This is a genomic window from Amycolatopsis sp. NPDC114505 (genome assembly GCF_055633615.1).
Genome location: NZ_JBVKDV010000002.1, coordinates 1,451,100 through 1,463,413, shown reverse-complemented (window position 1 = coordinate 1,463,413; position 12,314 = coordinate 1,451,100). Strand labels below are relative to the sequence as shown.

Annotated in this window: 11 protein-coding genes; 6 read left to right on the top strand and 5 right to left on the bottom strand. The window is 72.8% G+C overall.

Going from position 1 to position 12,314, the window contains the following annotated elements:
• Positions 1-2: 2 nt before the first annotated feature.
• Positions 3-674 carry a hypothetical protein gene (locus ACZ7OU_RS24805; protein ID WP_470256893.1) on the top strand — a complete coding sequence of 224 codons (672 nt, stop codon included), beginning with the start codon at positions 3-5 and terminating at the stop codon, positions 672-674.
• Here the strand turns inward: ACZ7OU_RS24805 and ACZ7OU_RS24800 are convergent.
• Positions 671-1,204: a DinB family protein gene (locus ACZ7OU_RS24800; RefSeq protein ID WP_470256892.1), complete on the bottom strand. Its 534-nt coding sequence runs from the start codon at positions 1,202-1,204 to the stop codon at positions 671-673. The genes ACZ7OU_RS24805 and ACZ7OU_RS24800 overlap by 4 nt on opposite strands.
• A gap of 34 nt (positions 1,205-1,238) precedes the next feature.
• On the opposite strand from ACZ7OU_RS24800, the gene ACZ7OU_RS24795 reads away from it, so the two are divergent.
• Entirely contained in the window at positions 1,239-1,604 is a 366-nt protein-coding gene (locus ACZ7OU_RS24795) for a hypothetical protein (protein ID WP_470256891.1), read from the top strand.
• Here ACZ7OU_RS24795 and ACZ7OU_RS24790 read toward each other — a convergent pair.
• Positions 1,593-2,042: a MarR family winged helix-turn-helix transcriptional regulator gene (locus tag ACZ7OU_RS24790; protein WP_470256890.1), complete on the bottom strand. Its 450-nt coding sequence runs from the start codon at positions 2,040-2,042 to the stop codon at positions 1,593-1,595. The two genes, ACZ7OU_RS24795 and ACZ7OU_RS24790, sit on opposite strands and share 12 nt — an antisense overlap.
• Positions 2,043-2,155: 113 nt before the next feature.
• On the opposite strand from ACZ7OU_RS24790, the gene ACZ7OU_RS24785 reads away from it, so the two are divergent.
• Positions 2,156-4,567 carry an FUSC family protein gene (locus ACZ7OU_RS24785; RefSeq protein ID WP_470256889.1) on the top strand — a complete coding sequence of 804 codons (2,412 nt, stop codon included), beginning with the start codon at positions 2,156-2,158 and terminating at the stop codon, positions 4,565-4,567.
• 50 nt (positions 4,568-4,617) lie between these two features.
• Here ACZ7OU_RS24785 and ACZ7OU_RS24780 read toward each other — a convergent pair whose 3' ends face one another.
• Positions 4,618-6,492, bottom strand: coding sequence for a Calx-beta domain-containing protein (locus tag ACZ7OU_RS24780; protein WP_470256888.1), 1,875 nt, complete (start codon positions 6,490-6,492; stop codon positions 4,618-4,620).
• 345 nt (positions 6,493-6,837) lie between these two features.
• On the opposite strand from ACZ7OU_RS24780, the gene ACZ7OU_RS24775 reads away from it, so the two are divergent.
• Positions 6,838-7,638, top strand: coding sequence for an LLM class flavin-dependent oxidoreductase (locus ACZ7OU_RS24775; RefSeq protein WP_470256887.1), 801 nt, complete (start codon positions 6,838-6,840; stop codon positions 7,636-7,638).
• A 407-nt stretch (positions 7,639-8,045) separates the two neighbouring features.
• On the opposite strand, the gene ACZ7OU_RS24770 is transcribed toward ACZ7OU_RS24775, so the two are convergent.
• Positions 8,046-9,254 carry an MFS transporter gene (locus tag ACZ7OU_RS24770; protein ID WP_470256886.1) on the bottom strand — a complete coding sequence of 403 codons (1,209 nt, stop codon included), beginning with the start codon at positions 9,252-9,254 and terminating at the stop codon, positions 8,046-8,048.
• A gap of 59 nt (positions 9,255-9,313) precedes the next feature.
• Between ACZ7OU_RS24770 and ACZ7OU_RS24765 the strand changes: the two genes are divergently transcribed.
• Positions 9,314-10,393, top strand: a complete 1,080-nt coding sequence (locus ACZ7OU_RS24765) for an ROK family protein (protein ID WP_470256885.1) — start codon at positions 9,314-9,316, stop codon at positions 10,391-10,393.
• A 199-nt stretch (positions 10,394-10,592) separates the two neighbouring features.
• On the opposite strand, the gene ACZ7OU_RS24760 is transcribed toward ACZ7OU_RS24765, so the two are convergent.
• Complete coding sequence (locus ACZ7OU_RS24760; RefSeq protein WP_470256884.1) at positions 10,593-10,853, bottom strand: hypothetical protein; 261 nt, start codon at positions 10,851-10,853, stop codon at positions 10,593-10,595.
• A 362-nt stretch (positions 10,854-11,215) separates the two neighbouring features.
• Between ACZ7OU_RS24760 and ACZ7OU_RS24755 the strand changes: the two genes are divergently transcribed.
• Positions 11,216-12,307 carry an SGNH/GDSL hydrolase family protein gene (locus tag ACZ7OU_RS24755; RefSeq protein WP_470256883.1) on the top strand — a complete coding sequence of 364 codons (1,092 nt, stop codon included), beginning with the start codon at positions 11,216-11,218 and terminating at the stop codon, positions 12,305-12,307.
• Positions 12,308-12,314: the final 7 nt, after the last annotated feature.

Genomic DNA, 12,314 nt, shown 5'->3' with positions numbered 1-12,314 from the left:
CCGTGGAATCCTTGGTGGAGACCGAACTGGACGTCGACGAGGACGAACTGGTCGCCGAACGCGGTGAAGCCGCTCCCGAGATCATCGGCGACCGGGATGTCAGGGTGCTGCTCCGGAAGAACCGGATCGCACTGGCCCGCGGCACGGTCACCGCGGTGCCGAGCGGCCAGGACGATGTCGCCGCCTACGACGTGCCGCTCGCCTGCGTCGTCCACGCGCACCCGCAGTGCAGCATCCAGTGGTCGCGGCTGCTGGTCGATCTTTCGCCGACCGAAGGGGCCCGGATCACCGACATGGCACCGCGCGAGGTCACCGACGACCACCCGGTCGAGCTGACCACTTCGGTCGGCGTCGGGCTGAAGTTCGAAATCTTCGCCAAAGCGCTCAGTGCGGAGCTCAAGCCGGAAGTCTCCCGCAAGAGCACGGTCTACCTGCCCCAGATCGTGTCGTCCGGTCCCGGGTTCACGCGCGGCTACTGGGATTTTCTCTCTTCCGGCGGCCGATTCCCGCACGTCGACCGGCACCTGCGGCTCCTCGTGACGGCGCCGTCCGGGCGGCCGCTCACCGCGCGGCTGCGGTTCCAGGCCAAGGTCACCGTCCGCGGGATCGCCCGGGCGATTCCGCTGGTGGCCAAGGGAAAGAGCATCGACCAGCTGCACACCCTGGCCGGCTAACGAGCGGCCTCGGCCAGGCACTGCCGGATGTCGCCGAGGTGGTGGGTCACCTCGTGGGCCGCCTGGCGGACCAGCCAGCGGGCCGTGCGGTGTTCGCCCGGGAGGCGGGTCACCGGGCGTTCGTGGTCGGCCGGGGTCAGCCGGGCGATCTCCGCGCCTAGCCCCTCCGCGCACGCCGTCAGCTCGTCGCGGAGTCCGTCGAGGGTGCGGTCGTTGTAGTGGAAACGGCGGGCTCGCAGGTCGTTGAGCATCGGCTCGAGGACGGGCCGGTCCTCGGTGCGGGCGCGGTGCACCCGGATCGTGTACGTGACGCAGACGTCGCGCAGGTGGAAGAGGTACTCCTGCGCCGACCAGTGGTCCGGCCGCGGGCGGTGCCGGAGGTCCCGCGGCCGCGCTTGCGCGAGCACGGCGTCCACCGCGCCGGGCAGCGACCCGATGAGCGCGCGGGCGGTTTCGATCGTGAGCGTGGGGTAGGAGAGCCCGCACGCGGCGCAGGCGTGGTCCTCCCCCGCCAGCGGCGGAACGGGCACCACCCCATGGTCGCAGCCGCGTATCGTCCCGTCGATGACACGAGTGCTCGTCATCGGTCTCGACCCCGCCAAGCTGGATGGCTGGGACCCCGCGCCGGTCCAGGCCGCGATCGCCCGCGGCCGGGCGCGGTTCGACGAGCACGCCATCGCCGCCGACTACTGCCTGGTCTCCCCCGACGAGCACCCGGAACGCACCATCGCCGAGGCCTTGACCGGGGACACCTACGCCTGCGTGGTCATCGGGGGCGGCATCCGGACGCACGAGCCGTTGCTGGAACTCTTCGAGCGCGTGCTCAACCTGGTCCGGCAGCACGCGCCCGCCGCGGCGATCGCGTTCAACACCAGCCCCGAAGACTGCCTCGACGCCGCGTTGCGCTGGGTGCGCCCGTCACTCGGGTAGCAGACTCACGTCGTACTCGCGCGCGACCGCCCGGTTGTAGCGGGCGAACGACTCCCCGATCACCCGCAGCTCGTCCTCCGGGACGCCGGCGAACATCGCGGCCAGGTTGTCCCGGCGGCGCTCGTGCACCCGGTGGGCGCGCCGGCGGCCCTCGTCGGTCGCCGCGACGATGCTCCGGCGGCGGTCCTCCGGGGCCGGGGTCCGCTCGACCAGGCCGGCGGCCGTCATCGCCGACACCTGCCGGCCCGCCGTGGACGGGTCCAGGCCCAGCGTCGCCGCCAGCGTGGTGATGTCCGCCGGGCCGGTCATCTCCAGCGTGCGCAGGAGGAGGTAGCCCGCGCGGTCGACCTCGTCGTAGACGTCGGTGCGGCGGCTGAGCAGCTCGAAGTTGCGCACCATGACCGCGGTGTGGGCCTCGATGAGGTCGAGCGCGTCCATGTCGTGAACCTACCGTCCGGCCGATTGCCCCGCCGCAGCTGATGTCGGTATCATACCGATAAACGTCGGCATGATACCGACATCTTCGGCGGAAGGCGGGGGAAGTCACTCGAATGGGACGCGCGACGGTGACGATCCACCGGATCAGGGACAAGGCGATCGGCTCCGATCCGGGCCTGACCCGGCTGTGGAGCGCGGCCTCGGCCGCCGTCGCCATGACGACCGGCCTCGCCGTCGAGTACGGCTACGCGACGCTGACCGGAGCCGGGCCGCAGGCCACCCTGGTCGCCGTCCTGCTCGGCGCCATCACCGCGATGATGGGCTCGATGGCCCTGAGCGGCACCGGGGTCTGGCGGAAGGTGCGCACCGCCGCGCTGTTCCCGGTGGCGATGGGCCTCGGGATGGTGGTCGGCGTGCTGGTCGCGCCGCACACCGACCTGATGCTCGCGGTGTTCGTCGTCGTGATGTTCGCCGCCGTGTTCGTCCGGCGGTTCGGCATCCCGTTCTTCTTCTACGGCTTCATGGTCTGGATGGGCTACTTCTTCGCCGCGTTCCTGCACGCCACCCTGGCCGGCCTGCCCGCCATGCTCGTCGCCGTCGTCATCGCGAGCGGCTGGGTGTTACTGCTGTCGCTGACGGTGCTGCGCGGCAACCCGCGTCGCACGCTCGCCCGCACGCGCCGCGCGTTCGGCGCCCGGGCCCGCACGGTCGTCCGGCGCTGCGCCACCCTGCTGGAAGACGGCCAGTCCCCGCGGCGGGTCCACGCGGCGCAGGCCCGGCTCGCCGAGTCCGCGCTGATGATCGAGGCGTGGTCGGCCGAGGTGCCCGTGCTGCCGGACGCCGTCCCGGCGGCGGCGATCCGGCGCACCACCATCGACGCGCAGCTCGCGATCGACCTGCTCGTCACCGCCTGCGCGCAGCTCGCCGCCGAGCCGGACCGGGACCTCGTCGCCCGCGCGGTGCGAGTGCTCGACCTGTTCGCCCGCAACGACTACGCCGCCGCCGGGCCCGCCGCCGAGGCCCTCCTGGCGCGCGCCGGCACCTCCCCCGCCCGGCTGGTGGCCGCGGCCGTCACCGACTACCTCGGCGTCGTCCGCCGCGCGGACCGCGACGGCCTCGCCGTCACCACCGACTTCGAACCCGCGGTGACGATCGCGATGGGCGCGCTGCCGGGTTCGGCCGCCGCGGCCGGCGACGTCGAACCCCGCGGCCGCGCGTGGAACCCGTTGCGGCGCCTCGACTTCACCACCCGGCAGGCCGTGCAGGTCGCCGTGGCGGGCGGCCTGGCGATCGTGCTCGGCCGGCTGCTCTCCGAACAGCGCTACTACTGGGCGGTGATCGCCGCGTTCGTCGCGTTCACCGGCACCGCGACCCGGTCGGAGGTGGTCCTCAAGTCGGCCAACCGCGTGCTGGGCACGCTGGTCGGCCTCGGCGCGGGCATCGCGCTCGCCCACCTGACCGCCGGGAACACCGCGGCGGTGCTCGCGGTGATCGTCGGCAGCATGTTCTGCGGCTTCTACCTGCAGCGCCTGTCCTACGCCTACATGATCTTCTTCATCACGATCATGGTGAGCCAGCTCTACAGCGTCCTCAACGAGTTCTCCCCCGGCCTGCTGGTGCTGCGGCTGGAGGAGACGGCGATCGGCGCGGCCGTCGGCGTCGGGGTCGGCCTGCTGCTGACGCCGCTGAGCACCCGCGACACCGTCCGCACCGCCGAACGCGCCCTCGCGCGCACCCTGGCCGAGCTCCTCGACGCCGTGGCGGACCGGATCGAGGGCCACGCCACCGCCCCCGACCTGGACGCGCGGATCCGGGTGCTGGACAACGACCTGCGCCAGCTGCGGCTGGTGGCCGCGCCGCTGGTGGCCGCCGTGCCGTGGGGTGGCGGGTCCCGCACCACGCGCCACCGGCTGACGCTGACCGCCACGCTGGTGCAGCACACCCACCGGCTGGTCGCCCGCCCGCGCCGCGGCGGCGCGACCGATCGCTCCCTCGCCGTGCCCGCCCGGTCCCTGGCCGCCGTCGCGACCGCCGTCGCCGAGCCGGGGACGGACGTGCTCCCCTCGCTCGGCCTGGCGGAGGCGGCCCTCACCGGGCACCGCGCCGAGGCGGACGAACCCACGTTGCTCGAGCTGATCCACCTGCGCCGCCTGCTGCACGAGATCGCCACCGGCGCCGAACCCGGCCTGCTCGCCGAGCCCGCCCCACCGCGCGTCACGCCGATCCGCGGACACGTCCACGGCGCGACCGGCTCGCCCCTGCCGGGCGCCACCCTGACCCTGGTCGACGCCGACGGCAGGCAGACCGCTCGGGCGACGTCGGCCCGCGACGGCGGTTTCGCGCTGGAGGCACCGCGCACCGGTTCCTACGTCCTGATCACCGCGGCGCTCCAGCACGCACCGGCCGCCGCGACGGTCCTGGTCCACGGCCGCGAAGTGGTGCAGGACATCTGGCTCAAAGCGGCCGCGCGCGTGACTTCCCCGGCTCGCCGGCAGTGCCACCGCCGCGACGTCCGCTGCCGCTGAGGCCCACCCGGGGCGGACGGGGAGCCGCCCGCCCCGGGTGGTTCACCGGATCAGCGCCGGCAGGGGTTGCCGGCCGGGTGCGCGGTGGATCCGTGCACGTCGGCCTGGGACTCCGCCAGCACGATCTTCGCCAGCGCCGTGTCCAGCGCGACCGCCTGCTGCTTCACGACACCGTTGGAGATCGTCTGGCCGTTGATCTTCAGCGAGCCGATGACCAGCGGGATGGTCAGCGGTGCCGAGCCCACGGTGACCGAGACGCCGTTGATCTTCAGCGAGGCGACGTTCGAGCTGCCGGTCAGGGCCGGGGCGAGCCCGCCCGGGACCGGCTGGCAGGTCGCCGCCGCCTGGGACTGGATCACGCCCAGCTCGATCGTGAGCCCGATCGTGCTGATCACCGTCTTGTCGATCTTGGCCGACGCCTGCGCGTGGTCACCGGCCGCCGGCGCCGCGGACTGGTTGTCCGGGGTCAGGTCGGTCGACGAGGTCAGCGCGTGCGTCTGCACCTTGATCAGGCCGGCGTTCAGCGTCGCGTCGAGGACGGTCTTGCTGTCGTCGGCGCAGGGCAGGTTCGCCGGGTTGGCCACGGCCGCGGTGATGCCGATGACGTTCGCGGCGGTGCCGGTGCAGGAGAAGGCGCCGTCACGGTCGTCGTCGACGATCGTGCCGACCCCCGTCGGATCGACCAGCCCGGCGCCGACCGGAGCGGAGAGGTTCACCGTGAACGTCTCGTCCGGCTCGTCGACGGTGTCCGGGTTGACCAGGACCGTCACCGGCTTGGCCGTCTCACCGGGGGCGAAGGTGACGTCCCCGCTGCCCGCGGCGTAGTCGGCCGGCGCGGTGGCGGTGCCGTTCGCGGTGGCGTAGTGGACGCTCACCGGGTTCGGGCTGGTCCCGCCGAGCAGGGACACCGTGAAGGTGGCCGGCACCGGCGCGCCGCCGGAGCCTTCGTCCACCGTGACGTCGTTGATGCTCAGGCCGAGGACGCGCACGGTCGTCGTCTCGACGAAGCCGCGCGAGACGCCGTCGACCAGGTAGTCGACCGTGCAGTGGTAGGTGCCCGGCGCGGCACTGGCCGCCGCGGCGATCGTCTCGGTGAACGTCGCGACGTCACCGCTGCTCACCTTGACGCTCGCCGGCGCGTTGGTGAGCGTCAGCTGCGGGTCGCAGGTGGTGACGTGGGGCGCGACCGTCACCTCGATGGACTTGATGCCGGCCAGGATGGCCTGGGAGACCTGGTTGGAGGGCACGTTGTTGAGCAGCACGCCGCCGGTGGCCGAGGCGATGGCACTCGCCTGGCCGGAGGCGTCGAGCGCGCCGACGTTGACCGCGACGACGCGGATGTTCGCCGCCTTCAGCGCGGCGATCGTGTCGGCCAGGGTGTGCCCGCCGCTGGGGTCGTGCGACGGCGCGTCGCCGAACCACGCGATGATGCGGGTCCCGTCCGGGCGGAACGAGACGGCGCCGGTGGCCAGCTCGTAGAGGGCGTTGAGGTCGGCTTCGGGCCCGTCGCCGCCACCGCCCGCCTGCCACTGGTTGATGCCGGTCTGAACCGCGCCCGTGTCCGTGGTGATGCCCTGGTTGACCTTGAACGGCACGGAGTCGGAGAAGTCCTTGTACTCGGCGACGCCGAACTGGGCGGTGGGCTGCGCGGCCAGCACGTCGCCGGTGATCGCGCTGGCGTTGGCCCGGACATCGGCGATGGCGCCGCCCATGCTGCCGGTGGTGTCGGCGAGCAGGACGAGGTCGGGGTTCGGCGGTACGGCCGAGGTGGTGACGTGCTTGGTGACGGTGGTGCTCTGCCCGGCGGCGAGCGTGAGGTCGACGGTGGCCGGGTCGACCCCCGGCGGTGCCGCGGCCGCGACGACGGTGGAGGCCAGCACGGCACCGGCCGCCGTCAGCGCGACGAAGACTGATCTTCGAAACATGGACGTCCCTTTCGAGCCCCGGCGAAAGGCCGGATTCCTGTGGGTTGCCTGAGAGAGACGAAATGCGCGTGAATTCGTTAGCGGATGGGGAGATCGTCACCCGGACCGCCCTGTGTCCGGGCCTCAACGGGCTAGCGGGGCCGATTCCGGGCTACGCAGACGATCGCGGGAATACGCCGAAGGGTGGGAAAATCCGGAAAGGCGTCACGCTCCAGAGCGACGGGAATCGCGTGTTCCGGCACCACGCGTATCGAACCGAGGACCGAGGAACCGCGTTTTCTGTCTTTCGGTGCGCGAATTACCACCGGATGTCGTAACGGACCCCGCCTGGGTAGCGTTCCGGGCATGACCGCACAGCACGCGCTTTGGCTCCCGCTCTTCGACGACCTGGCCGACCCGGCGCTCGTCGCCCGGCTCGCCGCCGAGGCCGAAGAAGCGGGCTGGGACGGCGTCTTCGTCTGGGACCACCTCCGCTGGCGAGAGCCGGTGACCGCCGCGGCCGACCCGTGGATCACCCTGGCCGCGGTCGCCACCGCGACGTCGACGGTCCGCTTCGGGCCGATGGTCAGCGCGATCACCCGCCGCCGTCCGGCCAAGCTCGCCCGCGAGACGGCGACCCTCGACCGCCTCGGCGGCGGCCGGCTCACGCTCGGCGTCGGCCTCGGCAGCGACCGGTTCGGCGAGGAGTTCTCCCGCACGGGCGAGGAGTGCGACGACCGGGTGCGCGCCGGCATGCTCGACGAGGCACTGGACGTCCTCGCCGCCGCGTGGTCCGGCGAGGTCGTGCACCACCGCGGCGAGCACTACACGGTGGACGGCATCCGGTTCCTGCCGACGCCGGCAGGGCGCATCCCGGTCTGGGCGGCGGGTTTCCCGGGCAAGCCCCGCCCGATGCGCCGAGCCGCGCGCCTCGACGGTTATTTCCCGGTGAACCTCGACTCGGCCGACCGTTTCGCCGAAGCGGTGGCCCAGGTCGAGGCGCTACGCACGGGGACGGGGCCGTTCGACTATGTGGCGGAGGTCGGGCCGGGCGTGGACAGCTCGCCGTACGAGCGGGCGGGCGCGACCTGGCTGCTGACCGGCTTCGACCCGGAGGCCCTGTCGGTCGACCAGGTGCGCGGCGTGCTGCGCGACGGGCCCCGCTGAGCCGCGGAGTCAGTCAGGGGCGGGCCAGTCAGAGGACGAGCTCCGCCGCCGGTCTCCCGCGCGGCGACGTCCCAGCTGACCCGCCGAGTCACAGGGACGCGCGCCAGCCACTCAGGGCCGCCGGTGTCCCAACGGCGCGGCGGCGACCCCGCTCGCCCGCTGAGTTCGCCACGGGCGGCGCCGGCCGCTCAGGGCGCGAGCTCCGCCGCCGGGATCCCGACCGCGCGGCGGCGGGCCAGCTGACCCGCCGAGTCACGGCGACGGCGCCGGCCACTCAGGGCACGAGTTCCACCGCCGGTGCCCGGACCGCGGCGCCGGCCACTCAGGGCATGAGCTCCCGCAGCCGGTGCCCGGACCGCGGCGGCGGCCCCGCTGACCCGGCGTGTCACGGCGGCGGCGCCGGCCACTCAGGGCACAAGCTCCGGCGTCCCCACCGCGCGGCGGCGGGCCAACGCGAAGCCGGCCACCGCCAGCGCCAGTCCGATCGCGCTCACCACCACGCCCGCCCAGGCCGTCGCGCGGTAGCCCAAGCCTGCCGCGATCACCACACTGCCCAGTGCCGCGCCGAGGCTGTTGGCCGTGTTGAATGCCGACTGGTTCAAAGCCGCTCCCATCAGCTGGGCGCCCGGGGCCACCGCGATCAGCCGGGCCTGCAACACCGGGCCCAGGAACAGGATCGTCCCGCCGATCAGGAACGCGCCGGTGAACAGGCCGAACGCCGAGCCCACCGTCAGTCCGAAGTAGACGTTCGCGGCGATCACCGCGGCGAACCCCACCACCATGGCCCGCTGCAGGTTCCGGTCCGCCTGCCAGCCGCCCAGGATGTTCCCCGCCGTCATGCCGAGCCCGACGGCGACCAGTGCCCACGGGACCGCGCCCGGCGACAGTCCCGTGACCGACGTGGTGATCGGCGCGAGGTAGCTGTCGACGGCGAAGAACCCGGCGATCCCGATCGACGCCGTCACCGCGACCAGCCACACCTGCGGCCGGCGCAGCGCGCGCAGCTCGTCGGCCGGTGACCCGCCCGCGGCCGGCGCGTCCGGCACCGTGGCCGCCACCGCCAGCAGGGCGAGGAAAAAGACCCCGGCGATGATCAGGTACGCCGTCCGCCAGCCGGCCGCCTGCCCGAGCCGGGTGATCACCGGGACGCCGGCCACGTTCGCGACGGTCAGCCCGCTCAGCACCACGGCGAACCCGCGTCCCTCGCTGCCCGGCCCCATCAGCGTCGCCGCCAGCAGGCCCGCGGCCCCGAAGTACGCGCCGTGCGGCAGGCCCGCGGCGAACCGGGCCACCAGCACGAGGCCGAACGTCGACGCCACCGCGGAGGCGACGGTGCCGAGCACGAACAGCACCAGCAGCCCGAGCACCAGCCGTTTGCGCCGCATCCGCGCGGTGATCGTGGCGAGCACGGGCGCGCCCACGACCACGCCCAGCGCGTACGCGGTGATCATCCACCCCGCCCGCGCGACCGAATCCGGTTCGGCGTTCCCGAGCACGCTGTGCGCGATTTCGGGCAGCAGCCCGGCCGGCACGAACTCGGTCAGGCCGATCGCGACCGAGCCGAGGGCCAGGGCGAGCAGGGCCGCCCATCGGCGTCGCCGGGTGAGATCGTCCATTCCGGCGACTTTAGCAACGCTGTTGCATTAATACCAGAACCCGGCGGTAAGGTGGCTCGGTGCACCTGGCCTACCTGCGGGAATACCACGAAGCGCTGGTGATCGCGCTGGCCCGGACCGTGCCCACGCTCGAACGCGGCACCGTCGCCGAGGTCACCGGGCTGACCCCGCAGGCCGTGTCGAAAGTGCTCGCCCGCCTGGTCGACGACGGCCTGCTCGAACCGGCCGGCGTGCGACGCCCGGCGCGCGGCAAACCGGCCGCGGTCTACCGGCTCGTCCCCGGCAGCCGCTGGGCGATCGGCGCGCACGTGACCCGCCGGGAACTGCGCCTGGTCCTCGCCGACCTGGCCGGCACCGTCCGCGCGTCGATCACGACGCCCCTGCCGGGCGACTTCACGCCGGAGCAGCTGCTGGACGAGCTGGCGGCCGGCGTCACGGCGATGATCGCCGAGCACCGCCTCAGCACCCCGGAGCTCGCCGGCGTCGGCATCGGCATGATCGGGCCGCTCGACCAGTCGACCGGCACCGTGCGCGGCGCCCACCGGCTGCGGCACTGGCGCGACGTCCCGCTGGCCGAGCTCGCCGAGAACCGCCTGGGCCTGCCCGTGCTCGTGGACAAGGACGTCACCGCCGGCGTCACGGCCGAAGCCTGGCGCCGCGGCACGGCGTTCCGCGACGCGGCACTGGTCGTGGTCGACGCCGGGGTCGGCGCCGGGCTGTGGCTGGGCGGTGCCGCCCACCGCGGATCGCACACCAACGCCAGCGAGTTCGGGCACGCCGTCGTCCAGCTCGACGGGCCGCGCTGCGCCTGCGGCCGGCATGGCTGCCTGGAAGCTGTCCACGAGCAGGCACCCGATCCCGCCGCGGCGGCCGCCGTGCTCGCGACCGGCGTGGTCAACCTCCTGCAGACCCTCGACCTGGGCCACATCGTCCTCGGCGGCGCGGACCTGCTCCCCCACGGCGAGCTGTACCGGGAAGCCGTCGACCACGCGGTGCGCACCCAGCTGCCGGGCGCCGACTGGCTGACGGTGGAGGTCTCCCTGACCGCACTGGGCACGGACGTCGTGGCCGCCGGCGCGGCGATGCAGGTGCTCAACGCCCGCTACGGCCTCCCCGATCCGGCCAGGCCCCGCGAGTGAAGCGGTTTTCGACAGGTCCTGCCCATGCGGGCGGCGCTCAAGAGTGGACGGGGCTCGATTGAGCACGCGCGGCCCGGATCAGCGGTGGTCGAGTTCGTCGTCCAGTGCGGCTGAAGCGGTACTCGACCGGGTCCGGCACATGCAGGCGCTCAAGAGTGGACCCAGGGCTCGGCTGAGCACGTGAGGCGCGCGGCCCGGATCAGCGGTGGTCGAGTTCGTCGTCCAGTGCGGCGTCGACCTTCGCGGCCGCGCGCACCAGCGCCCGATAGGCCAGCGCCGCGAGCGCCGACACGGCGAACACCGCGGCCATCGCCCACACGTCCCCGCCGTCGTCGGCCGGTACCACCGCGACCGTGACCAGGGTGAACAGCAGCCACCGGTTGCGCGCGGCGGGCCGGGGCCGCCACCGGCCGGCGACCTGCGCCTTGGCGACCAGGGACAGCGGACCATGAACACCCACGGCGACCGACCTTTCGTCCAAGATCAGCCACGGACCGTGACCGACCACGAATGAGAGACGTCCCGACAGTCGCGTAATCCGCCATCGGAGTTACCAGCTTCAGGCCGAACGACCCTTCGTAAGCAACAGTCCACTCGAAAGAGTGAGATGCAGAGTTGTTACCCTCTTGTGACCGGGTGTTTCTCTGGCTATTTCCGGCATTGCGTGGCAATACTGGTCCTCCCCCACCGAAGAGGTGATTTCCGAAAATGACTAAACGGATACTTCTTGCCGTTTTCACCACCATTTTCCTGATTTCGAGCAGCACGAACACAGCCTTCGCGGAAATCGATTCCGGCCCGATTTCGGCGTGGTCGCCGAGCATGACGATCGGCGGCCCGAACTTCACCGACCGGACGCTGCGGATGGTCGTCCACCCGAGCGTCGGCGGTACCGCGCTACGCCTGCACCTGTCGAACCTGCGCGGCACCACCCCGCTCGCCGTCGGCGCGGTGAGCGTCGCCCTGCAGGCCGACCGGGCGACCGCCGCCGACGGCTCCCGGCGCACCGTGACGTTCTCGCACGCGAAGACGCTCACGATCCCGGCGGGCCAGGAGGTCGTCAGCGACCCCGTGCCGCTGCCGGTGCGCGCGGAGCAGAACCTGCTCGTGAGCCTGTACCTGCCCCAGGCGACCAGTTCGGCGACCTGGCACTCCGACGCGTTCGACGTCTCCTACCTCTCGAAGCCGGGCGACCACACGGCCGACACCGACGACGGGAACTACGTCACCGCAACGACTTCCTGGTACTACCTGTCCGGTTTGGACGTCGTCGCCCCCGCGGCGCGCGGCACCGTGGTGGCCTTCGGCGACTCCATCACCGACGGCTACAACACCCCGGCGAGCGTCTACCACCGCTGGCCGGACGACCTCGCCCGCCGGCTCGCCGGGCCGCACCCGACCGCGGTGGTCGACGCCGGGCTCGGCGGCAACCGGGTGCTGACCGACGTGCCGAACATCTGGCAGGGCGTCAGCGCCCTCAAGCGGTTCGGCCACGACGCGCTGGCGCAGCCCGGCGTCCGGACCGTGATCCTCATGGAGGGCATCAACGACATCGGGAACAACGCCGGCCCCGGCGGCGTCCCGCTCACCGCGCAGCACCTGATCGACGGCTACCGCGAGCTGATCCGCCAGGCGCACGCGGCCGGGGTGCGGATCCTCGGCGGGACGATGCTGCCGGACAAGGGCGCCGGCTACTACAGCGAACCCGCCGAGGCGATCCGCCAGGCGGCGAACGCCTGGATCCGCACCGGCGGGCAGTTCGACGGCGTCGTCGACTTCGACCAGGCGCTGCACGACCCCTCCGATCCCGCGGCCCTGCGAGCCGGCTTCGACTCGGGTGATCACCTCCACCCGAACGAAGCCGGCATGCAGGCCATGGCCGACGCGGTCGACCTGCGGCTGATCAACTCTTAAACCGCTC